Origin of the sequence: Gimesia aquarii (genome assembly GCF_007748195.1) — a bacterium.
Lineage (GTDB): Bacteria > Planctomycetota > Planctomycetia > Planctomycetales > Planctomycetaceae > Gimesia > Gimesia aquarii.
Genome location: NZ_CP037920.1, coordinates 837,953 through 863,543, shown reverse-complemented (window position 1 = coordinate 863,543; position 25,591 = coordinate 837,953). Strand labels below are relative to the sequence as shown.

23 protein-coding genes are annotated in these 25,591 nt (G+C 47.7%); 11 read left to right on the top strand and 12 right to left on the bottom strand.

Going from position 1 to position 25,591, the window contains the following annotated elements; all coding sequences use genetic code 11:
* Positions 1-157: 157 nt before the first annotated feature.
* Positions 158-1,561, top strand: coding sequence for a hypothetical protein (locus tag V144x_RS03570; RefSeq protein WP_197998739.1), 1,404 nt, complete (start codon positions 158-160; stop codon positions 1,559-1,561).
* A 110-nt stretch (positions 1,562-1,671) separates the two neighbouring features.
* Here the strand turns inward: V144x_RS03570 and V144x_RS03565 are convergent, their stop codons facing one another.
* Entirely contained in the window at positions 1,672-1,983 is a 312-nt protein-coding gene (locus V144x_RS03565; RefSeq protein WP_144981482.1) for a hypothetical protein, read from the bottom strand.
* 3 nt (positions 1,984-1,986) lie between these two features.
* On the opposite strand from V144x_RS03565, the gene V144x_RS03560 reads away from it, so the two are divergent.
* Positions 1,987-2,325 (top strand): hypothetical protein, encoded by a 339-nt coding sequence (locus V144x_RS03560; RefSeq protein ID WP_144981479.1) that lies wholly within the window; start codon positions 1,987-1,989, stop codon positions 2,323-2,325.
* Between the two features lie 225 nt (positions 2,326-2,550).
* Positions 2,551-2,841 carry a DUF1580 domain-containing protein gene (locus tag V144x_RS03555; RefSeq protein ID WP_197998738.1) on the top strand — a complete coding sequence of 97 codons (291 nt, stop codon included), beginning with the start codon at positions 2,551-2,553 and terminating at the stop codon, positions 2,839-2,841.
* Between the two features lie 178 nt (positions 2,842-3,019).
* On the opposite strand, the gene V144x_RS03550 is transcribed toward V144x_RS03555, so the two are convergent.
* On the bottom strand, positions 3,020-3,691 hold the full coding sequence (locus V144x_RS03550; protein WP_144981473.1) for a helix-turn-helix domain-containing protein: 672 nt from the start codon (positions 3,689-3,691) through the stop codon (positions 3,020-3,022).
* 30 nt (positions 3,692-3,721) lie between these two features.
* Between V144x_RS03550 and clpX the strand changes: the two genes are divergently transcribed.
* The 3 genes from clpX to V144x_RS03535 all read left to right on the top strand — a co-directional run bounded on the left by clpX (position 3,722) and on the right by V144x_RS03535 (position 8,368).
* Positions 3,722-4,894, top strand: a complete 1,173-nt coding sequence (gene clpX, locus V144x_RS03545) for an ATP-dependent Clp protease ATP-binding subunit ClpX (protein WP_144981470.1) — start codon at positions 3,722-3,724, stop codon at positions 4,892-4,894.
* A 113-nt stretch (positions 4,895-5,007) separates the two neighbouring features.
* Positions 5,008-6,126, top strand: coding sequence for a DNA methyltransferase (locus V144x_RS03540; RefSeq protein WP_144981468.1), 1,119 nt, complete (start codon positions 5,008-5,010; stop codon positions 6,124-6,126).
* Between the two features lie 127 nt (positions 6,127-6,253).
* Positions 6,254-8,368, top strand: a complete 2,115-nt coding sequence (locus V144x_RS03535; RefSeq protein ID WP_144981465.1) for a DNA methyltransferase — start codon at positions 6,254-6,256, stop codon at positions 8,366-8,368.
* Between the two features lie 209 nt (positions 8,369-8,577).
* On the opposite strand, the gene V144x_RS03530 is transcribed toward V144x_RS03535, so the two are convergent.
* Both V144x_RS03530 and V144x_RS03525 read right to left on the bottom strand, forming a co-directional pair.
* On the bottom strand, positions 8,578-10,182 hold the full coding sequence (locus V144x_RS03530) for a hypothetical protein (RefSeq protein ID WP_144981462.1): 1,605 nt from the start codon (positions 10,180-10,182) through the stop codon (positions 8,578-8,580).
* A gap of 77 nt (positions 10,183-10,259) precedes the next feature.
* Positions 10,260-10,544 (bottom strand): hypothetical protein, encoded by a 285-nt coding sequence (locus V144x_RS03525; RefSeq protein ID WP_144981459.1) that lies wholly within the window; start codon positions 10,542-10,544, stop codon positions 10,260-10,262.
* A 470-nt stretch (positions 10,545-11,014) separates the two neighbouring features.
* Here V144x_RS03525 and V144x_RS03520 point away from each other — a divergent pair, with 470 nt between their 5' ends.
* The 5 genes from V144x_RS03520 to V144x_RS03500 all read left to right on the top strand — a co-directional run bounded on the left by V144x_RS03520 (position 11,015) and on the right by V144x_RS03500 (position 13,567).
* Complete coding sequence (locus V144x_RS03520; protein WP_144981456.1) at positions 11,015-11,227, top strand: hypothetical protein; 213 nt, start codon at positions 11,015-11,017, stop codon at positions 11,225-11,227.
* Positions 11,228-11,453: 226 nt separating this feature from the next.
* Positions 11,454-12,152, top strand: a complete 699-nt coding sequence (locus V144x_RS03515; RefSeq protein ID WP_197998737.1) for a helix-turn-helix domain-containing protein — start codon at positions 11,454-11,456, stop codon at positions 12,150-12,152.
* A 94-nt stretch (positions 12,153-12,246) separates the two neighbouring features.
* Positions 12,247-12,876 (top strand): DsbA family oxidoreductase, encoded by a 630-nt coding sequence (locus V144x_RS03510; RefSeq protein ID WP_144981450.1) that lies wholly within the window; start codon positions 12,247-12,249, stop codon positions 12,874-12,876.
* The gene (locus tag V144x_RS03505; protein ID WP_144981447.1) at positions 12,866-13,219 is read left to right on the top strand and encodes a low molecular weight protein tyrosine phosphatase family protein; all 354 of its coding nucleotides are present in this window, start codon (positions 12,866-12,868) and stop codon (positions 13,217-13,219) included. Before V144x_RS03510 ends, V144x_RS03505 begins: the two co-directional genes overlap by 11 nt.
* 9 nt (positions 13,220-13,228) lie before the next feature.
* A complete protein-coding gene (locus tag V144x_RS03500; protein ID WP_144981444.1) occupies positions 13,229-13,567 on the top strand; it encodes a DoxX family protein in 339 nt (112 codons plus the stop codon).
* 124 nt (positions 13,568-13,691) lie between these two features.
* On the opposite strand, the gene V144x_RS03495 is transcribed toward V144x_RS03500, so the two are convergent.
* From V144x_RS03495 to brxD, 8 genes are all read right to left on the bottom strand, one after another.
* Entirely contained in the window at positions 13,692-14,498 is an 807-nt protein-coding gene (locus V144x_RS03495) for a helix-turn-helix transcriptional regulator (protein WP_197998736.1), read from the bottom strand.
* 55 nt (positions 14,499-14,553) lie between these two features.
* Entirely contained in the window at positions 14,554-14,835 is a 282-nt protein-coding gene (locus V144x_RS03490) for a hypothetical protein (RefSeq protein WP_144981437.1), read from the bottom strand.
* 295 nt (positions 14,836-15,130) lie between these two features.
* Positions 15,131-18,520, bottom strand: coding sequence for a DEAD/DEAH box helicase (locus V144x_RS03485; protein ID WP_144981435.1), 3,390 nt, complete (start codon positions 18,518-18,520; stop codon positions 15,131-15,133).
* Positions 18,517-20,355, bottom strand: a complete 1,839-nt coding sequence (locus V144x_RS03480) for a phospholipase D family protein (protein ID WP_144981432.1) — start codon at positions 20,353-20,355, stop codon at positions 18,517-18,519. Before V144x_RS03480 ends, V144x_RS03485 begins: the two co-directional genes overlap by 4 nt.
* Positions 20,348-21,631, bottom strand: coding sequence for a DUF6361 family protein (locus tag V144x_RS03475; protein WP_144981429.1), 1,284 nt, complete (start codon positions 21,629-21,631; stop codon positions 20,348-20,350). The genes V144x_RS03480 and V144x_RS03475 overlap by 8 nt, the downstream gene beginning before the upstream one ends.
* Positions 21,628-22,167: a hypothetical protein gene (locus V144x_RS03470; protein ID WP_197998735.1), complete on the bottom strand. Its 540-nt coding sequence runs from the start codon at positions 22,165-22,167 to the stop codon at positions 21,628-21,630. Before V144x_RS03470 ends, V144x_RS03475 begins: the two co-directional genes overlap by 4 nt.
* A gap of 16 nt (positions 22,168-22,183) precedes the next feature.
* A complete protein-coding gene (locus tag V144x_RS03465) occupies positions 22,184-24,277 on the bottom strand; it encodes a DEAD/DEAH box helicase (RefSeq protein ID WP_144981426.1) in 2,094 nt (697 codons plus the stop codon).
* A complete protein-coding gene (brxD, locus tag V144x_RS03460) occupies positions 24,274-25,590 on the bottom strand; it encodes a BREX system ATP-binding protein BrxD (RefSeq protein WP_144981423.1) in 1,317 nt (438 codons plus the stop codon). The genes V144x_RS03465 and brxD overlap by 4 nt, the downstream gene beginning before the upstream one ends.
* Between the last annotated feature and the right edge of the window lies 1 nt (position 25,591).

Here is a 25,591-nt window from a genome sequence, read left to right as displayed (position 1 = left end):
CTCTCAATGAGTTACAAAAATCGGGGCGACACGATTCGAACGTGTCACCATATATATAACAAGCTTGTTTTATAGCATTTTTCTTGTTTCATGGGTAGATTTCTGGTAATTTTACCCATGAAAATCTACCCATGAGATTTAAAAAGGACAAGAAAAAATGCCTCGTGAAGCAATCAAATTAGGCAAGCCTGAAACACTTCCATCAGGCAAAGTACGATGGCAAAAATCCTACAAAGGAAACAAATGGAAATCATCTGCTTACGATTCAGATAGCCGCAGAAATAGAGCCGATGCTTGGTCTGATTTTGTCATCAGGCGTGAGGAAATAAAATCACAATTGGAAGCAAAGCAAAAGGCACATGATGAGTCACATCCATTAAGAAAAAAACTCACAGAATATTTGCAGGACGAAATTGAATTGGCTGAAATTTCCGAAAACAGAAAACAATCAGAGTGGGCAAGTGAAGTTTTGGGAATTGTTAGAAATGCTAATGATCAAGGATTATATGAAGCTGCTGAACTCTTAATTCCAGATGAACAGACACCAGAATTTAAAGCCGCACATAATACAGTTAAGTCTATTGTCAAAAATGGAAAAAAGAACAGGTCTGAATTCAAGACATCTGAACTCATCAAAAAATGGTTGGTCTTTCGTATCAGTGATGTGAAAGCAGGAGACATCACAGCAGGTGCCATGAATAATCAACGAATTCAACTCAAAAGATTTGAAGTCTTTTGTCCCAACATTCTGCACGCAACTGCAATGAAAGTGGCAGACTTCAGGGCAGATCTACAATCAAGCGGGCTTGCCAAAACAACACAACGTGACACGCTAACTACAGTCAAGTCATTTTTAGAATGGTGTGGTGATACTGCCGAAGTAATTGAGCCGATTCCCAATTTGAGAAAGCCGGGAAATGGAATCAAAGTTCCCACAAAAAAAATCATTACCATTTGGGAAGATGAGGATGTAACTGATTTATTTAAACATGCCAGCGGAAGACATCGTTTATATTACTTACTGATGTTGAATACAGGAGCTTATGAAAGTGATATAGGCACATGGACAAAAATTGCTATTGGGGACGATGGCAAAAAATATCAGACATTTGACAAAGAAAATAGGACGATCACTTTCAAACGTCACAAGGAAAAAGATGAGCCGGAAGTACCTACAGTCACTTATCGATTGTGGGATGAGACGTATTCGCTCTTGGTGGAACATGAGAGCAGCCACAACGAACTACTATTGACCACCACAGTAAATACACCACTTTGGAAAGATGAGTTGAGAAATGGTAAGAGGTCTGCAAAACGCATGATTGGCAAGCAATATCGTGATCAGCGTAAAAAATTGAATAAAAAAAATTGGGGAACGTTGGACGATTTAAGAAAAACATCAATAAGTAAATTTGATGAACATGGTGAATATGCCAGATATTCTCAATATTTTGCCGGTCACAGTCCTGAAGGAACTACAGATCGATTCTACAAGAAGCCAAGCCAGAAGCAATTTGACAATGCGGTTATGTGGCTTGGCAAGCAGTTTGGCTTGAAATAACTTTCAGCCAAATAAAAAAAGCCCCTTTGAATCAGATTCAAAGGGGCTTTAACACACAAAGGACTAGCGCCACAATAGCGGACTAATCCTAGTGGGTTTGCTTTCTTAAATCAAATCTCTTTTTCTTTGTTAGTAGGTCCGATGACCATCAGCGTAACAAGTGCGAGAACAAGACCAATTAACCACGATGCACTGACGTGCCGAAACAGGATCAGGCGAGTATCATCAGGGGTGACCATCACTTGGGGATACCCAAAGAGAACACGCCTTATTTCTAACTCGTACCATTCAGCCAATGTGCAAGCGAGAGTTCCGAGTCCTGACGGAAATGAACCATAAATCTTGTATGTAAACAACATAATGCAAAAAGTGATCATTGAACACAATATCCAAACCACGCTAAAACGGCTCATATCGCTCATATTGTGCTCCTTATTTTTGAAATAAACAATAGAGTCGACTCCCCCTATTGTTCGCACAAAAAAAACCATTGTAAAGTAAAACCAAAAAAAGAGAAAAGTTTATCTTGGCAAAAATTGGGTGGCTATGATGGTGATTATCCAATCGAAAAAAAGAAGACACAGAAGCATCTACAAAAAAGGCTAGATGAACTAAAAGCGAGATCAGTTAGACAAACGACAATCAATCTTGAGAATCAATTGTTTGGTGTTGCTGCTTTACAAGCTGGAATAATTAGATTCACAGATGATACTATCAGTCATCAGAAATGGCATTCAAAAGGAATGGCAAAAACATCTGACTGATAAAGCACTGCTGTACAGAAGCCACACAATCCATCTGAATTAACACAAATATTGCCCTGCTGTTTGGGAATGAAAGATTTTCAAAAGTGCAATCCCTTTTTATACGTGGCTACTTAAATCATCTAAATCAATTGCATGACCAAATAAGTGAAACCTTCCCCCTCTGTTGCATGTCTTAACAAAGAGAAGATGTTCTATTTTTTCTTTTACATGGAGGGATTGATAATGATTGAGATTGGTAAAGAGAAAATCATCACATTTGTAGAAGCAGCGAAATTTTTGCCTCGTCGTCGAGCAGGAAGGAAACCACATGTTTCCACTTTGTATCGCTGGGCTAAACAAGGTTTGCGAAATGTAAAACTTGAAACAATTCAGGTGGGGGGCACTTGCTGCACAAGCGTCGAAGCACTCCAAAGGTTTTTTGATACTTTGAGTACCAGACCCATTTTCGTATGCCATAGAAATAAAAAACGAATTGAAGAAGCAGAACAAAAATTGAGAGATGCTGGGATTTAGAAAACTAATAGACTTAACATAAACTGGAAGGTTTTGACCAAAATAATAGGGCTTTTGATATTATTCAAATAGTAGAGTTATTGCTTCTGCCGATTCCAGTTTTCCACGAATTGTTGTAAGTCCTAAAACGTGGAATCAACGATCAATGACGCAATTGGGACATTGATTACAGAATCAGTCATTTTGAACTGCTGTCTGTACTGTCTTTTTTCGCTTCCACCTTCTCAACGATCTGCTCTGCTGAAAGAGGTAGGGCATTCTCTACAGCGTCACCAGCCAACAGGTATCTGATTAGGGCCAGCCCGTCTTCTTGGTTTGTGAATTTTCCCATTTTCTTGAAGGTATCATACAACCCTCTGCTCTTGATGAGTTCCCACACTGACTCAGCGGCGAGCTTTCGGTATGCAATGTCAATTTGACTTTTCAACTGTTCTCCATCACTGTTTTTTCGTCGAATGACTTCGGCTGCTTTCTTAGCCCAACCAGCAGGAGTGTCATCGAAACCGATTCCTGAAAACAGTTGCTCGTGATCTTCAATTCCAAGAAGATCGCACAGCTTCTTGACTTGCTCTGCGTTTCGCCCCTCAATCCTTGTCAGCCCTCGTGAGCAAATTCGTCTCACCCATTTGTAGGGTAGGTCAGCTTTCTCTGCGGCCTCCTTCTGTGTGAGGTTTAGCTCATTCAGCCGTCGTCGCACGTTCTGTTTGAATTCCTCGGGATCTCGTTTCATTCCATGATTGTCCCAGATCGTGTCCCATAAATCTACCAACTGTCCCAGAATGTCCCAGAAAAATTTGGGTGTAATAGGACACTGGCAATGGTGGCGTGAGTCAGCCGAGTGGTTGGCCAAAACAAAACTCTGTTTTAGGAGAACAAGAAAATGAGTAGAGACGATTCACGCCAAACCTCGACTACTAAGAGAAATCGCAGTAAGCAGCAAATGGATCACAGACTGGAGATCCCATCTCCAAGGGAAATCGTCGATTATCTCGATGAAATCGTCGTTGGCCAATCCGAGGCAAAGAAGCGGCTTGCAGTGGGTGTCACGAACCACTTTAAGCGGTTGTCTGCCAATGACGGCCTATGTCCCTTCGACATGGGTGATCTCGCCCAAGTGACGATCCAGAAAAACAACATTCTGCTCATGGGGCCGACCGGCAGCGGCAAGACTTTTCTGGCCCAGTCACTTGCCGAGAAGCTAAATGTACCGTTTGCCATCGCCGACGCCACGTCCTTCACCGAAGCTGGTTACGTCGGAGATGATGTCGAGAATGCATTGCTTCGCCTGTTGGCTGCTGCCGAATACGACATCGAAGAGGCGCAGCGTGGCGTCATCTACATCGATGAAATCGACAAGATTCGAAAATCGAGTGGAAATGTCTCCATTACAAAAGATGTCTCGGGGGAAGGCGTCCAGCAGGCGCTCCTCAAAATGATCGAGGGAATTGACTGCAATGTCCCGCTGCAAGGAGGCCGCAAACATCCCGATCAGGAATGCATCCAGATCGACACTACGAATATCCTCTTCATCTGTGGAGGAGCATTCGTGGGATTGGACGAGGTGATTTCCCAGCGACTTGGGCGGCGAAAGACGAGGACTGGAAATCCACTTTCCGAAATGACTGCTCATGATCTCGTCAAATTTGGATTGATCCCGGAGTTTGTTGGACGACTCCCGGTGGTTGTAGGTCTCGACAAACTTGGCTTGAACAATCTGATTTCAATCCTTACTGAACCTCGTGATGCCGTGTTGAAGCAATACCGAAAGCTCTGTCTGTTTGACGGAGTTGAATTTGATTTCACTCGTGAAGCACTGCGAGAACTTGCATCAAGGGCGATGACTCTTGGAACTGGAGCCCGTGGTCTCCGATGGGTCGTTGAATCCATGATGACCGACATCATGTACGAACTGTCTTCCAAAGAGCCGGGACTGCGGGTGTTGTCCGAGGCAGTTCCAAGCCCCGAAAGGTGCGAGGGGTTGCCACTTGATCTGGCATGGTTCAGCGTCAACATCCGTCGCAATGAAGTCACGGCCACAGACAGTGCGGCATAACCGTCTGACGCTTCCCGTTTTATTTTTTCAAGAACAAATTCCCGGCTCTTCGCAGGGAGGGGTCGGGATACATCCACAAATTTCATAAATCACAAAAGATAAAGAGAACCCCTATGAAAAATACCAACAACAATTCAAATCGCATCACTACTCATCACTCGACAGATCGAAGCTGGGCCATCCACCACGGCGACGTTAACAAAGTTTTACCGACGCTTCCGCCAGTCACATTCGATGGTGTTTTCTGCGACCCGCCGTATGGCCTCAAATTCATGGGGCACAAATGGGACGGAACTATCCCGCCTACTACTGTGTTTCAAGATCTGTTGCGTCTTTGTAAACCCGGCGCATATTTACTTGTGTTTGGTCATCCCAAGACTTTTCACCGACTCTCCTGCAACATCGAAGATGCAGGTTGGGTACTCAGAGATGTGCTGTGTTGGCTCTACGGTGACGGCTTTCCCAAGGGGAAAAATATTGGCCAGACTCTCGACGAACGGTGGGACGACTACCATACGTTCTTGAAGTCAGCATGGGAGCCAATCATTCTGGCAATGAAGCCAGTCGATGGCACGTTCGTCAAGAACGCTACGAACCATGGCTGCGGTGGACTCAACATCGGAGACTGTCGAATTGGGACAACATGTTGTACAAAGCGAAGTCATCAGGCTCCATATCCAAGGCTTGCAGACAGCATACAGGACAGTAGCAATTCGGTACGCACAGGTCGTTCCGTCGAAGAGATCGACAAGGGGAGGTATCCTGCCAACCTTCTTCTCGACGAGGAAGCTGCTGCTATTCTTGATGAGCAAAGTGGGAATTCGAAGTCACGCCAATCACGTCGTCGAAAGGCCGGTAGCAATGTTGGTAACTGCAAGACGCTCAACGCATTTCGTTCTCGAATGGATGTTGTGGAGGGATATGATGATGAAGGTGGTGCCTCTCGGTTCTTTTACTGTCCCAAGGTCAGAGGAAAGAAACGACAGGGAAACGCCCATCCCACGGTCAAACCACTTGCTCTGTGTGAATATCTCGCTTGTCTGATTCTTCAACCAGAACGTGAGATACCCCGCCGCTTGTTGGTGCCATACTCGGGCAGCGGTTCCGAAATGATCGGAGCACTTTCGGCAGGTTGGGATCACGTGACAGGCATCGAAATAGACGATCAATTCGTCACCACGGCACGTCGGAGACTGTCGGAGCACAAGGACGAATTCGTACGTCCTGCTTGAATTTACAGCCTCATTCATCGTTGGCAGCTACCTCTTTCTTCCCTTGCTTTTTGAAACCCCTGTTTAAGTCTAGGCCACCGGTCTGCGCTCAGTTTTCCAGATCCCATTTTCCACAAAGGAACTAAACATGAAGAATCAAATTATCGAAGTGAAAATTAGCGACATCAAAATTGGCAATCGTCACCGAAAAGAAATGGGTGACATCGAAGAACTCGCCCAGTCAATTAAGGAGACGGAACTTCTACAGCCCATTGGGATCACGCCCGACCACGAACTCGTTTTTGGTGAAAGGCGTCTGCGTGCCTACCGAGATATCATGAAACTTGAGACCATTCCCGCTCGCATCATTGAAGTGGACTCCGTGCTTCACGCTCGAATAACCGAAGATGTAATGCGAAAGGATTATAGTCTCACTGAGCGTGTTGCCATCGTTGAAACTCTTTGCACTTTTAAGCACGGTGGAGATCGTCGTTCAACGCAAGATGGGAATTGCGAAGATGAAACTGTGAAGCTGAATAAAGCCTGTAAACGGGCAGGTCTCAGCAAGGATAGTTTTTACAGAGCGAAGGAAGTTCAGAAGAATGGCATTCCTGAGCTTGTTGAGCAAATGGACAATGGTGAGATCGCCGTATCTGCTGCGGCAGAAGTTTCCAAGGCACCTGTGGAGGAACAGCGAGAGTGTATGAAACGGCGTTTTGATGGCGACAAGCTTACCGCCCGTGCCGTCAATAAGAAGCTTCGGGAGATCGAAAACAGGAAGAAGCGAGACGAAGCTCTTACTCGTGCGGTTCAAGAGGTTGACAAGGATGATTCGATCCAGATCCATCATTGTTCGTTCCAACAGTTGGAGAAGATTGCCGGTATTGAGCTAGAATCCGTCCAACTAATCTGCACGGACATCCCTTATGGCAACGAGTTCATAGATCAGATCGGTGAGTTGGCAGCTTTTTCAAAACGTGTTCTGGTATCGGGAGGTCTATTCGTTGCCTACCTTGGACATCATCGCTTCAACGAAAAGTTGCGGGCACTCGATGAGCATCTCAAGTTCCAATGGTTGAACACTTCAACGTGGGTGGGTGTAGGCAATGTCTATTCCAGACTGAATCTAGTCAGCAAGTCGATTCCAATCGTTGTTTACTCGAAGGGCGAATGGACTCCTCGGACACGATGGGTTGATACCTACGTTAGTCAGGTTCAGGAAAAAGACTGGCATCCGTGGCAACGCCCCTTGCATGAAGTCGAGAAACTCGTGCAATATTTCAGCAACCCCAGCGACCTCGTTGTCGATCCTTGCGGTGGTGGCTTCACCACAGCGATTGCATGCCTGCGGAATCATCGGCGATTCATCGGCTGTGACATTGACAAGGCTGCGCTCGTGAAAGGACAGGAACGACTCGACGAAGAACGGAACGGGCAGGTTAAACTGCCGATGAGAGAAATCAAGGTCAACAGCGTGGCCAAGGGGGACTGCCGTGATCTGATTCCAGCATTGCCAGATGCCTCGATCAACCTCTGCCTGTGCTCACCTCCATACGCCGAGCGAAGGAACCGGCATTATCCGGGTGTACCAGAAGGGCAGTACGCCGACTTCACGGTGGAATGGATGACGAAGTTGTGGGACAAGTTGACCGATGATGGATCTGTGCTGATCGTGATTGATCCACATGTGAAGGATGGCAGCGTGGCCGACTACGTTCTTCGGACTCAAATTGCCTTGCGAGGATCGGGTTGGAAGCAACCTCCATCCCGCATCTGGTTCAAACGAGATCGTGGCCCCATCGGAAGACGGGATTGGCCCCGTCATGTGTACGAAGAAATCCTTTGGTTCACCAAGACGGCTAACCCGTTTTGTGATCCTCGTGCGGACGGAAAGCTGACCGATCATCTCACGATGAACGACTATGCTTACTCCCGATGGACCAACGGTGGAAAGCCGGGGAAGAAAGGCATTGCCCGAGTGACTGATGTGATTGACGTGCCGATTGGTGGAAATGCCAAAGGCGTGAAGCATCCGGCGAAGTTTCCGGTCGCACTGCCCGAGAAGTTGATCACGACGTATTGCCCATCGGAGGGCACGGTTCTTGATAATTTCTGCGGTTCAGGTTCTACACTAATAGCGGCCAAGAAACTCGGTAGAGCGTTTTACGGGTTCGACATCGAAGCGGAATCCGTGGAACTCTCCAAAAGACGGCTTGAAGAGTTGGATCAGATAGAACCACCGTCACTCCCGCAGGCTAGTTAATAACGAGAGTGCTGACGATCAGGGAAGATCGCCATTCCAAAATTTGTATTAACTGCCAATTCTGGTACAGAAGCGAAAGTTTGAATTCTCTTGGATGAAGGTGTCTCTTGTTTCGGAGGCGCATCAAGAGCCAAAGTGCTTTGAGAAGGACCGGATTCTCTCGCAGTTCAGAAATGCTGGAACCTGTCTGCGCATCTTCCCTGTTGAAATCACGCCGCCAAACTGGTGTAAGCGTCGAATGGTTTGACGAAGTGGTTGATTTCGTCAGGGTTGAGCCTCAATGGGGACTCTGGATCAAACAAAACGGGTCGGGTGGTGTCTTCTGAACGTAGTTGAGTGATTGTTTTGAAGAACTCGATGAGTGTAGTTCGTATAAAGGATGTTCCTCCTTCTTCCTTCTTCTTAACAATTGCCACCACAGGTATTTCCAGCTTCACCATGAATTCCTTACTGGCCCGCCATTTACAGGCTTTGCCCTTATGGTATTTGCCGTCTTCGTCTGTCCAGCCGATACGGTAAGTTTCGTCCTCCCAGTCCAGCAGCCCTAACCCAGACAGATGATCTCGGATTGTCTTGAACCGTTGAGGACAAAAGGCACGGTTAATATCACCCAATACAAACACCGACTTCCACATTTCCGACCACCGATTTACCGGCAGTGAACCGTCAGTGTTCATATTTTCCGTAAAAAACTTTAGCAACATCAAAAAGATTGCCACATCTTCAATTGTGGCGACAGTCTTGCCCGAGGTTTTCAGAGCATGAACTTCTAGTAAGGATTCAGCTACCTGCCGGTAATGACCATTGAGGTGCCCCAATTCATCCTGACTGATATGCTTCCCGGAAATCGAGCCAACGTGTGGTGTCGCTGTATTTCTGGTTTTCGCAGACTTATTAACTTTGGGCTCTTCGATGACCGGCAATTGCTGGAGATCGTTGACTGTAACAATTGTTGTATTGCGGAGTTGCTCCTCCCGTTCTGGCGTCTCGATCCGTGGCAACTTGGCTAGCGTCCCGGATTTGTACGTCAACACTTCGTATTTTTCATCGCCCCATTCCACCACCGGCAATGTCCCTTTGATTTCCACGTTTTCAACGTCAAAGTCCTGTTCAGCCAAAATTTTCCGTAACCATGGCTGGAGCCGTTGAAGTAAAAGATTGTTAATGAAGGTCGCACCGTAATCGTACTTCTCCAGCACAAAATATCCATGTGCTCCATTTCCGTGAGTGGAAACTTCGATGTACAGATTCGGGAAATGGTGTTCTTTAAGAAACTTGGCGAATGACATTGCACCCTCTAAAGTGCCGAATTTCTTGCAGTCAATGTCGATGAGTGCAAGTGTCTCGTCATTCTTTGACTTTGAATCGCCCGCAAAGTAAAACGTCTCTTTCTTCTGTTGATGATCTATGAAGTCTTGGTTTGTGATCTTTTCCAGCCATGTTCGGCGACCTTTTCTCAGATCATCAAAGAACGCCAGCACCTCTTCATTCTTGTTGATGTGAATGGGATGCTTTCCCTTTCGGCCAGCGATTTCCTTGCCGTAATCCAGCCCTGAAGTGCGATTCCGAAGCCATGTGTAAATGGATCGCTCTTTCTTACGTCCATTTGAAACCTTAGATGATTGGGTAGTTCGAACTTTTGGTCCAAAAGTTTTTACATATTCCCTACATCTAAGGTTTGCTTCCATGCTTTCGATTTTTGGACCGAAAGTTGGAACTATTGCATCTGATGCTGAATTGTCGGAAAAAAGTCCATCGACGAGTTCAGAAAATTCGTCGTAGCTGCGATAACTATGTAATGCGTGCATGGTCATGTACGTGTCCTTTCGAGCCGCCTATTTCATGTGGGTGGCTCGTTTTTTTATGTTGGCCTATTATCTTCTTTTTCGATTTACTGACAAGACTTTTTGCTTTTGGCTTGTTTTAACTTCGTCTTGATCGCATCAGCCTCTTGCGTCGTGTAATACGTCCGCCGCAATAACCGTACTTCAGGAAACGGAATCTTACCTGCTTCCATATATCGCCGGAACTTGTCATAGCTGACACCAAGGTCATCTGTCAGGTCTCTGAGGCACACCAGCCCGAGCACTTGACATACTTCTTTCTGTGGCAAGGCTGCAGCAATTCGTTCCTTACCAAAGCTCTTTACTATCAGATCAAATTCTTCGTGTGTCATAATTCCGTCCATCGATTGTTGGGCCTTCTGTATATATGAGTGTCGGGTCAACTATTTTTGGAAGGTTGAAAAAGTTTTTGACGTAAAAGAATAAATCTGCTAACATTTAGTCCGCACAAGCAAAAGATACTTTGACTACTGCAAAGCTACATCCTCTTTACTGGACGCTCCGCTATTAGCGTCTGCTTACCTTGTTCGGAAGCAAGGCGAGCCGCCTGCCAGCCCCATGTACTGTGCTGGCATGGTCCCATTATCACAATTGCTTGGGACGCTGCGCAGTTTCACACAAGGATGTAGTCATGTTGAGATGTTGGATCGAACTTGCGAAGTTGTAGGTCTCATTTTGGACATAGCCGAATCGCTGGGAGCCGACGTACAAACGGTTTCTGTATAGCTGCACGGGGACATAGCTAAAGTGTTCTATGTCCCGACAATACAATTTTTGGATTGAACTCGAAAGGAATTGAGAAATGACAAATCAAAATAACTGCCCAGACTGTGGAGTGGCTGTTGGACGGCAACATTTTTACAATTGCGATGTCGAACGCTGCTCCGTCTGCGGAAAACAGAAAATCACTTGTGATTGCGAGGACCACGACCCACTCTTGACTGTGTGGACCGGAAGCTGGCCCGAGTCGCAGGAGGGCGACGACAAGGAATTCGACGGAACATGTTCTGAATGAAGTCATGCCAAAGCTGGTGAAATCGATGAATAGGTTCAGCATTTGACGTAAAATCGCAACATGAAATGTTTTCACAGAACACCGTACCCAAAGTCGATTCTCGAAAACGGATCTCGTGACGGTGAGGGCACCAGTTAAACACACAACCATTCTGATGTTTCTTGAAACACAGTCTCCTTGCTTAAATAGTGAGATACTAAACACACCATTCAACAAGGAGACTGTCATGTCCAGTGATCTTGAAAGTGCCTTCCGTGTATTATTAAAACTTGTAGTGCAAGAAGTGGTCGATGAATTACAAAGCAGAAGACAATTCATAAATCATATGAACTCTGAGCAAGGTTCTGGTTCAGATGATCGTTTACTGTTGCGAGCAAAGGAAGTAGCGGAACGTCTAGCAATCTCAGAGCGACATCTCCACAAAATGACTACTGAGGGTGCGATACCGTGTGTTCGAATTGGTCAGTCAGTTCGCTACAGGGTGGAGACTGTTAAGGATTGGCTGCGAGAGGCCGAATCAACAGAAACACCGCAGACAAAACAGCAGGTTTCCAAGAAAAAGAAAAGTATAATTACGAAGCAACCAAAGATAACTCGAAAAGCAAAACAAAAGAAAGTGGTAGAACAAAAGGCTGCTATGCCCACGCAATCAGAGACAGTAGAGAAACAGAAGAATGTACAAGCCAAGAAGCGACGACCAAATAGGGCCGAGCCTGAATCTGAACAGGAGCGACCCAATCCGTTCAGATTGCTCTTGAAGGAAATTGGCGTTGACAGAGAGAAATTAGGACCGCTGACGAATGAAGAATTGATACAGATTGCAGATGTCGATCTACCGACGTTTCATGGTTGGATGTACAAGGGTCATGAAATGCCAGAAGAAGCATTGGAAAAATTGCGAAAACACTTCAGTATCGGAGAATGATTGCCAGTAGCTATTACTCTTAAAAACGGTTATTTTCAGTTACAGTTGCCCAAGAAATTCTGGATCGAGTTCTACAGAAATTGAGTGAACCAAAATGAAACTGTCCGTTGACGTGATCTCAGATGTGATCTGTCCGTGGTGCTTCATCGGCAAACGGCGACTTGAGAAGGCCATTACTGACCTGAATGACGAGCATGACATTCATATTCGATGGCATCCGTTCCAATTAAACCCCACGATGCCAAAGTATGGAATCAGCCGAAAAGAATATCGCACCAGAAAATTTGGAAGCTGGGAACGGTCAATGGAGTTAGATGCCAATGTCGTTACTGTTGGTGAATCTGAAGGAATTCATTTCGCCTTTGATAAGATTGAACGAACACCTAATACTGTTGATGCCCATCGGCTCATTTGGCTTGCCGATCAGAGTGGCTGTCAAGATGCTGTCGTTGAGGCACTGTTCCGAGCTTATTTTACGGAAGGTCAGGATATTGGTAATCGCCAGACACTTATTAGGATGGTGGCTGAAGCAGGTCTGGATCGACAGGCAGCGGAAACCGTGTTGGAAGGCGAAGATGGACTGGATGCCATCGCAAAATCCAGAGAAATGTCTCAACAGTATGAAGTCAATAGCGTCCCGTTCTTCATTGTCGATCAGAAATTGACATTGGCTGGGGCACAGGATTCAGAGACGTTCATTGAGGTATTTCAGAATGCCCAATAACGATTCCCAACCGACAAAACTCCTTTTCGTTTGCAGCAAGAATAAATGGAGAAGCCTGACAGCGGAGCAAATATTTGACGGTGTTAACGGATATGATGTGAGGTCAGCGGGTACAGAAAAGGATGCCCGTATCAAGGTTACAGCGGGCCACATTGGTTGGGCAGACATGATATTCGTAATGGAGAAGAAACACCGACGACGACTTGAATCGAAGTTTGGAGACAGTTTGGCTGGCAAGGAAGTTATATGCTTAAATATCCCAGACGACTACAAACTCATGGACCCGGCTCTTATTGATCTGCTGTTAGAAAAACTAAGTTCTCACATCCCGATTCCCAACTGAGGACCAGACATGAGTCGGTTCAAAACACCCTCAAAATTTGTTCTTGCGGTCTTCATGATCGTGGCTGGTACAATGCACTTCGTGAACCCAGAATTCTTTCTGAAAATTGTGCCGCCCTATCTCCAACTCCACAAGGAACTTGTTCTACTCAGTGGCATTTGTGAAATCCTGCTGGGTGTCCTGCTGCTGATCCCAAAATGTTCACATCTGGCGGCGTGGGGAATCATAGCTTTGCTGATTGCTGTGTTTCCAGCAAACATCTACCTCTACCAGCATCAGGAGATTCTTCCAGCGTCGCCATTCATTCACCTGCTGCGACTGCCGTTGCAGGGGGTGTTTGTGCTGTGAGCGTTTTGGCATACACGACCAGAAGAGAAGAAATTATAAACCTGAACCCCATCATGTAAGTTATCTTGAAGAATATGCGCCCCTTTTACTTTCTGCTCTCCTGCTCCGAGAAGTCCACACACACTCAGTAAGATTCAATTTCTTCGGCGGGAACGCCAAGTGCTTTTGCAATACGGTTCAACGTAATTTCGTGCGGTTTATCAACGTCTCCCTTTTCAATTCGAGAGATCGTCCTCCGAGATACGTTTGGAAAATCAAATTGAGACAAGCCTCGTTGCTTGCGTAATCGCCGCAACGATGGCCCAAAGCCCTTGGCAAGATTTCGTTCTCTGGCTTTTGCCCTCTTACGATAGTCGGAGTCAACTTCCCATAGAACAATGTCTGTCGTGGCCTCATAGTCGCCGAATTGCAATGTGTGTCCGTAGTCGCCTAGCTCAAACTTAGTGAAGTCGGGCGTAGCCCTACCTGATGGACGAAACATCGAGAGTGGGACGATGATTTGTTCCAGATTGCCCCGAACTAATACGAGCGTCTTGAATTCAGAGTTGAGAACACCGCCGATGAACACATCACGTCGTTCTTCGGGTGTAGCACTAAGAACTTCTGTAAGTTCCTCCAAGGGCAATCTCCTAAACTGTCGAGAGACACCGACAACGTGACCGAACAATCTTTCTAATATAGGACGAACATCAACTTTAGCGGATTCGAGCGTCAGGAGGTTTCCAAAGCTCGAACGACGTTGTGCTCCACTCTCTGAGATCAACTCAACCAGAGTCTTTGCTAGTTCCACGGTCTTTTCAGATCGACGAGAGATCCAAAGCGAATTGGCATCGGTTCGTTCCAATGCTTTAAGTACAGATTCTCTCGTATCACAAACGACGGCATAATTCCTTCCAAGTTGATCGAGCAACTGATTTTCGGTGTCAAGCACGACGTACCTAAGCATCTGCGCCGAGTTGATGGCAGTTGGCTTCTTCTTAGTTGTTCTATTCTTCGATCTCGACCGGATTATCGCCATGAATATTGTTCCACTCCGTCTTTAGTAGTTTCCAGTTATCTTTGTCTTGTATGGTATCTTTTACTGCATCGTCAATTTGGCTCCATTTGTCACCTTTGTCCAAAAACGTCCCATCACGGAGAGCTAGCCGCCACTTTCGCCTCTTCTGGTATATGGTGACATGTGGCGGTTCGAGCCGCTCAGAATCGTGAATCTTGACCTTCCATCCGGCTTGTTTCAGAGCTTGTAGCAGCAAAAGAACATATGGCATTAGTCAGGTACTCTCTTTGTATTTGCTTCCTGACGATGCAATTATGTCCCATTTGAAAGAAAAGTCAAATGGGACATATGTTTTATCGGCAGTATCTGGGCAGAACTTGAGGGCGGCAAACACGCTCAAGTAACTGCCTTGTAATGAGATAGCAGTTTTCGTGTCATTTCGCCCACAACGCCTTAAATGCGGCATCTCGGGGGTCTGAGTACAAGCTTGTTTGAAACTTGGCGAATAGTTCGCCGGTAGCCGATAGATGTCGATTAGACCGTCGAAGAGTGGTTGGACAAGAGAATCAGGCAAGATCATTGTCCCCTTCAATTGGCTCCAAGGTATAAATTTCACGTTTGATGTAACCAATCGGACTCAGATCGATCATCAGTTTGTCACGAATCTCCTTGATTCTTGCTTCGGAAATATTGGTGAGTAAGTGCTCAACAAGTTCTGCTTGGCGAGGCTGGCCAAAGGCGAGCCGGTAGAGTGCAAGAGTCTTTAACAACGAGGACAGTCGTGCCCGATCTTGGCTGAATGGATAGAAGGGAATGATTCTCTCAATCTGGAAGTTGTCGGCTTCCACGTGCCAGAATGGAATTAACTCACACTTCCCAGTACCCAGTCGTTCTTCCCGGTCCGCAACCGAAAACAAGGCATCCCAAACACCGTGCTCGTCCACCATTCCCTTATTCAACCGACTGCCGTATTTGCTGGCAATCTGCTGGCGGATCACAAGCCCTTTGAAACGATTGATGCGGCCCTCCCGCTGTTCGAGATCGATTGGATTTGTAGGTAAGTTCCAGTGAACGATCTTTCGACAATACGTGTGGAAATCGAGTCCTTCCTGACCAATCGAAGTTGTCGCCAAAACGAATGGACGGAAAGGGGAGTTGAAATTGTGGCGGATGCCCTTGATACGTTTCTTACCGTCTTCTGTTTCGACCCGCTGATTACCCAAATCGACAGCGTAGTGACAGCGCAGGTTTCGACGCTTCTCTTTAAGAAAGCTGTTCAGCCCATCAACTTTGATTGAAGAAGTGCCAAGATTCATTGAGTCAACAAGCCGGTAGTACAACTCCCAAATCGACGGACAGTCCGACTTCAGCACATGGAAGAATTCATCCAACACGGACTGAAGGCATCCATCGACGCAGTAACGAAGCACACGTCTCCAATACGATGATCTCTCAGTGGTTAACCGGACTGCTGCAATCGACTCGGGTTTGTTGAAGAGGCTCAGGAATTCTGCGGCGATATCGAAAGCGAAGAGTGTTCGGTCATAAAAGTTGGGTTGAAACTGTTTCGACACACTTCGCAGGGCGGTCACTGCCGGACTGCCGATTGCCATGTCTGCAAGAATCTCACCAAGATCAGCGGGAATAGAACCAAGGCCTGCATCGAATGGATTTTCAAAACAATGCACAAGTTCTTCGAAGTGTTTGGCCTTCGAACTGTTTTCATCTTTCTCTTTCTTGTCACCCTTCTTTGTCTTGAAGAACGAAGAATCATCGGATTCAAGGACAACATTCAGCCAGTCCTCGACATCACTGCGGAGTGACGGCGTTCGTCGGTCCAATAGCAGTGGTGCTGCCCAGTACCACCTGTCCGATTCACCCGATGGACTGCTGAAACGATGGAGTTCGGCATCCTCGATCAACTGGTTGATTTTGGTAGCGACCTGCGTGCGAATTTCTGCCAGCGAACGGTGGTTTGCGAAAGACTCGATAGGATCGAATACATCGGTCAATGTGTGCGAGGGATACAGAAGAGCAAGGTTCGACATGTTGTTCGCCGTCTCTCCGCCTTCCGATTTCTTTTGAGAGAAGACTAATTGCGGAATTGGGTGCCGTTTCTCGTTCTTCGCATGAAAGTATTTCCGGTCATTCTGCTCCTGAGCATCCATCGAGTCTTTATTGCCAATAGTGCGGCGTTCCACCTCGTAAGAAATCAGCGAAGACAGCATTCGAGGGACCATTAGCCAAGCGGAAAATATGAGCGTCTTTGAGAACCCCATGGATTCCTTATGCGCACCTGCCAACGGATAACACGGCAAACTCGGTGGCACCCAGAGTAGTTTATCCCCGTTAAGTTCGAGGACTTCCTGCAAGACTTGATTCAACTTGGCGTTGACGGCTGCTGATCCGTTTCCCTCAAACTCCAGCTTGTACTGATTCACCTGTCTGTGGTTGATCCAAGCATTCCGATTTGCTCGAAGCTCTTTCCGAACACCCGATTCTTGTTTTCTTGCTCGGAGTTGTTGTTTCAGTTTGTAGTCGTCGAGAAACGAAAGTGGATACGGTGCCGATTTGCAGAATTCGACAGGCGCATGAAGTTGATGCTTGGACTGCGTGTCAGTTTCGTTGAGATATCGCACAACATTATCCGTAGCGACAAAGTTCTGTACGTCCCCTGCTGAAACATGCAGAGGTTGCGATTGCCATTTATCCTTAGTCATGGCATTGAAATCGTCTGACACGCTGAGCCGTTCAGTGCGGCACATCACTCGTCTCAGAACTTGCTGCACAGCGTCACGGTGTGAAGTGTCGATATCGCCGGACTCTGAGTGAAGTTCCAGCAATTGCTTGAAAAGGGCCTGACGGTGTTCTTCGTAGCTCAACAACGCATCGTTGTCACCGTCAAATAGAAAACCGAGAATGGTTCGGAATCCCTTGTAGTGTTCTTCGTCACTTTCCCAAGGAGAGTCGCCGGTATACGCTTTGAACGGAGTTGCCGACAACAACAAGATGCGAGCGTCAGCTTTCCCAAAGATGCGTCGTGCGATGTCGGCTGCTTCAGAATCACTTTCACGACTTACAAGTTCTTTGAAGCGTTGAAACTCGTCGAGAATGTAAATGTCGGCATCGATGTAATCAACGCACACTTCCGACAAGATGTCCTTCAATTCTCGAACGAGGTGGTCTGAACCGTCACGGTATTTTCCAAGGTTCTTCAGCGTCAGCAGTTTGCTGAATTCGAACACGGCATCGTAGAGTGAAATCGATCTGAAAATTCCGAGGTGATGGAATAACGGGCAGTCGGAATATTTTAGTTTCTTTTTTCGTATTGCTTTCAGGAATCGTTCGTGGCAGCAAGGTCGAAGTTCAAATCCGCATGGCTTGTCAATCTCGGACTTAAGTTTTGCGAACCACTCGCTCGCTGCCTTTTGAACACCAGCCCGCAACATGGCGGAAACAGGTTTTCCGTAGCTTCTTAGCTGCTCGTCCTGCATGAGAAGCGAGAACAAGATCCGACGTTCACCTTGTTGGCCAGTGCTGCTACCCTTGTTGAAGGAAGTTGCTGGCGTCAGCGTGTTGAGTCGAAGCACTCCTTCATCGCCCCCTTCGGGCTCAAATGCCAAGAAGGTCAATCGACTTGCAAAGCGATCATGTGATCTCTGATCGGGGTAGACATCCAGCTTTCCGACATTCTCATGGGCGATGACTTGATTCGAGCAAATATATGTCACCTTGAGCGGTTTTTTCCTTTCCAAGTCTGGCCGCTCCATGATTCGCCGGGCAATTACGCCTTTGGCCACAATGGTCTTTCCTAGCCCAACTTCATCAGCGACAAGCATTCGCCGTTGACCGTGATGGAAAAGGCTATCGTAAACTACGTCCACGGTGGCTCGCTGAAAGTCCTTCAGCAAGTCGAGGCTGCGAGTGACATGTTCATCCAACTGAGGCGGCTTCACTGTCGTTTCCTCCGCCTTTGTTGAGGAACGATTTCTTTGAATGCTTCCCAAAAGTCCAAGAACTCGTGTGGAATGACGTTGCTCGTCGAATCCTCACCTTCCTCCTTGCGAAGTTGCTGAATCACATCGTCGATGGACTTGAGACGGCGAGGCGAACGTGATGCAGCAAGCAACAATTGTTCGAAGATTGGAGTAGACATGTCCCAGATGCTTACATCATCGCCCTTGGGATCACTTCGGTCGTCGTCTGGTTCGGTTCCGACCGATTCCTTGTTCAAGTCATCCTCTAGTAGAAAACGAAGATATTCGAAGAAGCGATCTCGACTATTGATAATGCTCCGCAAAATGCGACTGATTCGGCTCTCAGGGAGACCTTCGATCTCCACCTTCATCAAGAAGGCTCGCAGCCGCTCCGCACCTTCCCATATTTCAAATCGCAGAAATCTACTGAGATTGCTTTCGTTAATGTTCAGGAACGTCAGCCTTGTCTGTCGTCCGGCCAGCAACTCTTGGGGCTCGTTTCCGTCCGAATTGAAGGGCGAAACCTTGACCGTCAAGCCTTCCCATTTTCGACGACCGGGACCAAGTACCAGATGCAGGTCGTAGTTGGCTTCATTCTCAGACGGAGTTACTTCTGCTTGTTTGATCGCCAAGTGCTTCAGAAGATTGAACTCAAGCACTCGGAGCTTTTCTTCAAGTTTCCTTTCGCCAGAATCGCCAATAGGTTCTGACGGATGTGCATATTCCTGAAAGATGCCACCTTTTTCATCTTCGCCCAACAATTCATCTTTCAGTCGATCAAGTTGCGCTGCTGCCCCGCTACCTCTCAGTTCCAACAGGAATTCGACGTTTCGCTCCAACGCTGCTTTGGTCGCATTAACCGAACCAAGAAACCACGAGTTCCGACTCGACTCTCCTTGAAACACGAAGAGTTTTGCATGGAGATTTTGCTCAGCCTGTTCGCCTTCGCCATCCTCTCCTTTATCTTGACTTTCTCCGTCTACGATGAGGTCGGAGATGCAGAATGCTCGAATGTCGTCAAGAGTCTCCGTATTGAGCTTTCGAAGTTCTTCCCGGCAACCAAACAGCATTAACTCGTCTGTTACATTTCGCCGCAACATTTTCACTGCGTCGTCATGAACGAATGGGCTGATACAAATCGCTCGGTTTCCCGTTTGCTCCTTAAGAGGATTGCGAAATTCGTCGAACCCGATTGGATGAAAAAAGAAATTGCTGTTGAAACCAGCAGGGGTTTCAAATTTGACCTTCCGCAAGTCTGCAATGAACTTTCTGTCACCATCAAATCGCTCAAACGAAGTCATGTACTTTACGAATGACGCTAGAGGCTGTGTTTTCTTCTTCTTCTCATCTGTGACTTCGCCGTCAAGATGAGCAGCGATATCCCAGCTTCGGTCGTAGGTCAGGTTTCGGCTCAGGACGATGACTCGGTATTTTGTCGGTTCATCGTCATGCTCATATCGGAGCACCCAAACTTTCGGATGAAACGACGTGTATGCGTTTTCTGGAAGAATGCCGACGACACATGGCTCCAGAAGGCCGTACAAACGATTGTGTTTTTGTGGGACGTGCATCTTGCCTGATTGGTGATAAACACGCAGTACATCAGGACATCGCTGGATGGCTTCCAGTAATTGAACTCGCTCGGTCTCGAAGTTTCCTTCGAGTGTTTGCGAAAAGAAAAGAGCAACCGGAATCGAAAGCAGCGTATTCAAATCCAGCGAGTACGTCGCAGCCACAGCTTTTGCCAACCGATAGCCCGATGGTGGAATCAACATTGTACCGTAATCAAGTCGGTGCTTCTTCACGTCAAGCATCGTCGCCCTCCGATTGAGCAATAGCGACGTGGATGTCACTGATGATCGTTCGGGCCACGTTCAGCCGGTAATTCAGATCGGCGATGCCTACCCACTCGCTGATGCTCTCTTCGGCGGTTGGATTCAGACGAGCACGGCCCTTTTTATTGAACCGTTCCTGCCGAGTTACCAACTCATCAAGTGACTTAGTGTCATCCCCGCTGCGAAGTCCCTCAATCCATGACTCAACAAAATGAACCGTGTTGTCTCGAACTCTGCGACGATGAATCTTGGTCAACTTCCAAAGTAATCCTGTATCCCAGCGTGCCCATGGAAATGACTGCAAATCCTCCAGCCATTCATCCCATTCGGCTTCGAATTCGCCCCTCACTGCACTTGTGCCGTGTTGCATTTGCAGGAGGCAGTTGTAGCGGACGTGGGCACCATACATCAGTTGCCAGAAGTCTCTTGCACCAGCAATGATCTTCCGAAGGCTCTCCGGTAACTGGCCAAGAAACGGAGCTTCATCAGCAAATGTGGTGAAGTTCCATTCGCTCGGCAGAGAGAGAAACTGCGTTTGCACCTCGGAGTCAAGAAGGATTTGTCCCAGCAAGCTCATGGGGACACGAGCCTGCATCTGGTTTGAGAGAAAGTAAGCTTCCTCTTTTGACAGATCAACTGTCAGCGACTCGATCCAGCCATCCATGTAAGCGGGGCCGTTGATCGTTGTGTTTTCCTGTCCCGCCGCATCAGGGTCATCACCCTTTGTTTTGTCAGATCCTTGAACCAAGTCCTGAAGGGGCTGGTCGGGATTGGCAAATCTCCGACAAAATGCCTGAAGAGATAGTGGCGTGCGAATCAAACCGAACTGCCGAATCCCAGTCCAATAAACGGAAGACGGCTTGCGCTGAACCTCACCCTGTTTTTCAGCAAAGGACTCCCCGATGATCCCACCTTGTGGATCATCTTCATGATTGGCAACCATGGCTTCCATGCAAAGGTTCTCATGGTCGTTGAGGTAGGTGGCCAGTTTCTTGCCACGGCGTTTGCTGGCCGAAAGCTTTTCGTAATCACGAAAGATTCGAGGCACCGTCAGAAAATATTTCGCCCTCGTTTGGATCGTGGAGATGCCCGGAAAGAGCGAGTCCGAGAAAGAATCACGGATGACGCCAATTCCAAGCTCATCAACCACACCGGGAGTGGAGAGCAAGTCGATGACTGACTTGACCTTCTCACGATGCTCTGACGAAAAATCAACCCATCCAATTGCAGATGCTATCCCTGTTTGGTGAATCACGATGACACCTTTTGTGCTTTCACTTTCCGAGGCCGTGGAATCCCCAACTTCTCGGCAATCAATTCGAATCCAGCCTCATTCTTGAATGGAACAATTTCTTGCTGAAGTGTGCGCAACTTAACCTTCTGCCACGTCGATGATGCGTCGTGATGTTCCCGAATGAATTCGTTTGGAAGCGTGAAGAACTCCGTTTCCTGATCTCCAGATGATCCGTCGTTCTTGTTAAAGAACTTGCCGATATTGAGGAAGGCCACGACAAGAAAATCGAAGGCGTCAAGGCTCGCTTCTTTCACCGGAAATCCACGGTCGCAATCGGTGGCGTAGCGACTCTTCACTTGCACTCGAACTTGTGCCAATTCACCCTTCTTTGGCTGATGACGTGGGTTGGGGTGAATGCAGATCAAGTCGTATCCCTCATTGTTCGGGGGGGCCTTGTACGTCAGGATGTTTCGCCGCATGAGGTAGCCCATGACGAGATACTCGGCTCCTGCGGAGACGACGGGTAGTCGAAAGAATTCGGTTTTCTGCTTGCTCATGTCTGTACCATCATTCTTATCCTGTGTGAACGACCACTCGTCTTTGTTCCTGAAGTGCTTGTACCACTCCCGCCCGATCGCTAAACCGTGATGTGAACACCTCAGAAGCAATCTCAGGCGACAGACATTCAGAGAATTTCAAGTTCTCCATTGCGTCGTTGTTCGGGATCAGTCGTACGTTCTCCAATTGCAATCCATTGATGAATTCGGACACAGTTTCCAGCGATGAAGCTGTCGGGAAACTCAAGCTGAGATTGTCGCCCTTCACGTCGCAGTTAGATTTAAGCGTGTCAGCCAGCAGCGTATTGGCGATGCCACCGGCAAACGTCCACCAGCGAATCTCACCATTAGGCTGAAGTATAAGACTGGTCGAGCCGTCTGAAACCCATGGATGTTCATCCCGCAGATCATCAAATTGCTGAATTGTTCGTTGTGACCACGCTGGATCGTTCTCTTCCGAGGCAAGGATGCGGCGGATGCTTTGGCAAATGGCATGACTGAGCATCTGGCCTTCACCCAGCCAACGTGATCTCCCTTTTTCTTCGGTTGGCTCCACGTGTGCGAGTCTTCGTTTCCAATCCAAGTGTTTTGTCTTCCAGCTTCGTCCCGCCAGCACCAAGACCGCCGGGCCCTCTTCTTTGCGGTAGAACGTCGATTCGTGGACGTTGCCGAGTTCCTTCTGACCGGATATTACCTTGAACAACGGGGGCGAAGTGAAGACCGACAGAATGTCCATGAAGTTCCGCCGACCGAAAGTCGCTTCACCTTCAGGGGCAAACGCCAAGATGCCGTTGTCGCTCCACAGAATTCCCTTGGCGATCATGAACTCGACAAGCTCGGCTACTTGTTCAGGCTTCATCTCTGCAAAACCGGGCACACTCTCCACCCACTGAAGCCATTGCGAGCTTCCAATTCCTCGTTCCTGAAGAATCAAGGCCATCAATTGCTGGGCAAGAATGTGGTATGGGCATGGCGGAGCTTGGACCGGCTCAACATAATCTCTCTGCCACAATTCGATGAGAGCGGCAGCACGCAATAGCCCCTCATCGCTGGTTGCCAGAAAAAGGCAGTTGCGGTTCATGTCGGCACGGCGACCCGTGCGTCCCATCCGTTGCAGGAACGAGGAAACACTGCCGGGCGCATCAATCTGAATCACTCTGTCGAGATCACCGACATCGAGACCAAGCTCCAGCGAACTCGTTGCCACAATGACGCAGTTGTGACGCTGGGAAAATGCTTCTTCGGCCTGCCGACGCTCATCAATTCCAAGCGAACTATGTGAGACAAATGTGTCGATGCCATACTGCCGCAACGAAACCGCCAACTGTTCAACTCGTGATCGACTGTCGCAGAACACCAATCTCTTCTCACCTTGATGTAGCAAGCTGATAACCTTGGCGGCGTTTGCCAGCGATCCCACATAGTCGAGTTGCACATCCGGCGTCTTTGAGTCACTGCCTTTTGGCCAGACCACTTCTTGAGGTCGTTCGGAACCAGACGAGAGCCACTCCAGCATCTCTTGAGGATTTCCAACAGTGGCCGACAACCCTATCCGCTGGATATCTCGCTTGGCAATCTGACCAATGCGGGAGAACACCGACAACAAGTGCCAACCACGATCATCACCGGCAAACGCATGGAGTTCGTCGATGACGACGACCCTCACGTTGCTGAAAAAACGGTGGTGATCAATCTTGGATGAAACCAGCATGACCTCCAGAGATTCCGGTGTGGTCAGCAACAGATCCGGTGGCTCGGCCAGTATTCGCTTTCGCTCGCCTTGGGGAGTGTCACCGTGCCACAAAGCGGCTCGCCGTCCGACCAACTGCATGTACTTGTGAAGACGCTGTTCTTGATTATTAAGCAGCGCCTTGATCGGGCTGACGTACAGAACCGAAATACCTTGCCAAGACTCATCCAACATCTGAGACATTACAGGAAAGAACGCAGACTCCGTTTTTCCGCCAGCGGTTGGAGCCAGCACGACCATGTTGTTGCCGTCAAGATACGCATCAATGGACAACGACTGTACTTCTCGCAGGTCTCGCCAGCCAAGCGAATTTACGATGTGATGTTGAAGTGCGGAATGTAGGCGGTCAAAGGCGTTCACAAATCCAACTCGATGTCATCAACTGTCTTGGCCTGAGCCTCTCGCTCAATGCTGGTCATTTCACTAGTGGAGACGGTTAGCTCATAATTCACACGGGGATCAAATTCGTCATGTTGATCAATGCGATCCAGTATATCCGACACTAATTTTTTGAGAAACAATCGTGGGGCAATACCAACTTTGCCTCCGAGTTTTCCTGTCATATAGCGGGCCAGTGTTTCAATATACTCGTTATTGGCCAAGCGTCGAATTCGATCCGGTGCGGAACAATCTGTAGCATACAAATCTCGGACTTTGGTTCCAACCTCAATCAACTTCTGGTTGTCAAATGTGGTCAGTCGCAATTGCACAGCCCGAGGGTTATCGAATCGGGCATCCGTCTGAAAATCCACATGTAGTCGTTGTGCTAACGGTTCAAGTCGCTGAATTCCCTGAGGACCATCATAGAAAGCAGGAGTGCCTGTGATTGCCAGATAGAGATTCGGGAATCGACCGCCATCCACGTCATCAAGCAATTGCCTGAGCGCATTCAATCCTTTTTCACGAACGTCAGATCGAACACGTTGAATCGTCTCGATTTCATCCAGCACTAACACTAAACCAGAATACCCGGAGTCCTTGAGGATCAGCAATAATCCACGAAGGAAGCTGAGCGCTGCGAAGTGATCCACGTCACCTTTGATTCCCGCCGTTCGTTTGACCGAAGCAGAGATGTGCGGTTGTCCTGCCAACCAGCCAGCCAGTCCTTCCGCCGTGGCGTGATCATTGGCACGCTGAGCGGCTCGATAGGAGCGTAGTGCGGCGGAAAACTGAGGAGTCGCTCGTGTGATTTCAACAAGACGTTGTTCAAGCAACTCGTCGGACTTTTTCGCCAGCGTTTCAATATCGTTGGGATCAATTGTGCCTTCGGCCAGAACGTCTTCTTCAAGCCCGTAGAACCAACCATCAATGACCGAGCGGAATGCTCCCAAAAAACAATCCGCCGTCGAAAGTTGTTCCATTGCTCGGCGATACACAGTTTCCAGTTTGTGCAACGGCGTTTCTGTTTCACTGATTTGCACTTCGGCGGTGGCGAAACCGTTCAGCTTTGCTTGTTCCTGAACCCAACGCCCAAAAAATGTTTTGCCGCAACCATACTCACCACGCACCGCTTTGAAGATTGCCCCACCTTCAGCCACGTCGTTGAGTTCAGACTTAATCGTCTCCTCAAATGGACTTAGGCCAACTGCCAGAAAGTCCAGTCCACGCTGTGGAACAGTACCTTTTCTCAGAGCGGATATGATCTCTCGTCGTTTTTCGGGGCTAACTTCCATA

Bases quoted from the DNA above. Each gene is read 5' to 3' on its own strand.
- V144x_RS03570 (WP_197998739.1), top strand. From the start codon at position 158: ATGCCTCGTGAAGCAATCAAATTAGGCAAGCCTGAAACACTTCCATCA.
- V144x_RS03565 (WP_144981482.1), bottom strand. From the start codon at position 1,983: ATGAGCGATATGAGCCGTTTTAGCGTGGTTTGGATATTGTGTTCAATG.
- V144x_RS03555 (WP_197998738.1), top strand. From the start codon at position 2,551: ATGATTGAGATTGGTAAAGAGAAAATCATCACATTTGTAGAAGCAGCG.
- clpX (WP_144981470.1), top strand. From the start codon at position 3,722: ATGAGTAGAGACGATTCACGCCAAACCTCGACTACTAAGAGAAATCGC.
- V144x_RS03540 (WP_144981468.1), top strand. From the start codon at position 5,008: ATGAAAAATACCAACAACAATTCAAATCGCATCACTACTCATCACTCG.
- V144x_RS03535 (WP_144981465.1), top strand. From the start codon at position 6,254: ATGAAGAATCAAATTATCGAAGTGAAAATTAGCGACATCAAAATTGGC.
- V144x_RS03530 (WP_144981462.1), bottom strand. From the start codon at position 10,182: ATGACCATGCACGCATTACATAGTTATCGCAGCTACGACGAATTTTCT.
- V144x_RS03525 (WP_144981459.1), bottom strand. From the start codon at position 10,544: ATGACACACGAAGAATTTGATCTGATAGTAAAGAGCTTTGGTAAGGAA.
- V144x_RS03520 (WP_144981456.1), top strand. From the start codon at position 11,015: ATGACAAATCAAAATAACTGCCCAGACTGTGGAGTGGCTGTTGGACGG.
- V144x_RS03515 (WP_197998737.1), top strand. From the start codon at position 11,454: ATGTCCAGTGATCTTGAAAGTGCCTTCCGTGTATTATTAAAACTTGTA.
- V144x_RS03510 (WP_144981450.1), top strand. From the start codon at position 12,247: ATGAAACTGTCCGTTGACGTGATCTCAGATGTGATCTGTCCGTGGTGC.
- V144x_RS03505 (WP_144981447.1), top strand. From the start codon at position 12,866: ATGCCCAATAACGATTCCCAACCGACAAAACTCCTTTTCGTTTGCAGC.
- V144x_RS03500 (WP_144981444.1), top strand. From the start codon at position 13,229: ATGAGTCGGTTCAAAACACCCTCAAAATTTGTTCTTGCGGTCTTCATG.
- V144x_RS03490 (WP_144981437.1), bottom strand. From the start codon at position 14,835: ATGCCATATGTTCTTTTGCTGCTACAAGCTCTGAAACAAGCCGGATGG.
- V144x_RS03480 (WP_144981432.1), bottom strand. From the start codon at position 20,355: ATGCTTGACGTGAAGAAGCACCGACTTGATTACGGTACAATGTTGATT.
- V144x_RS03470 (WP_197998735.1), bottom strand. From the start codon at position 22,167: ATGAGCAAGCAGAAAACCGAATTCTTTCGACTACCCGTCGTCTCCGCA.
- brxD (WP_144981423.1), bottom strand. From the start codon at position 25,590: ATGGAAGTTAGCCCCGAAAAACGACGAGAGATCATATCCGCTCTGAGA.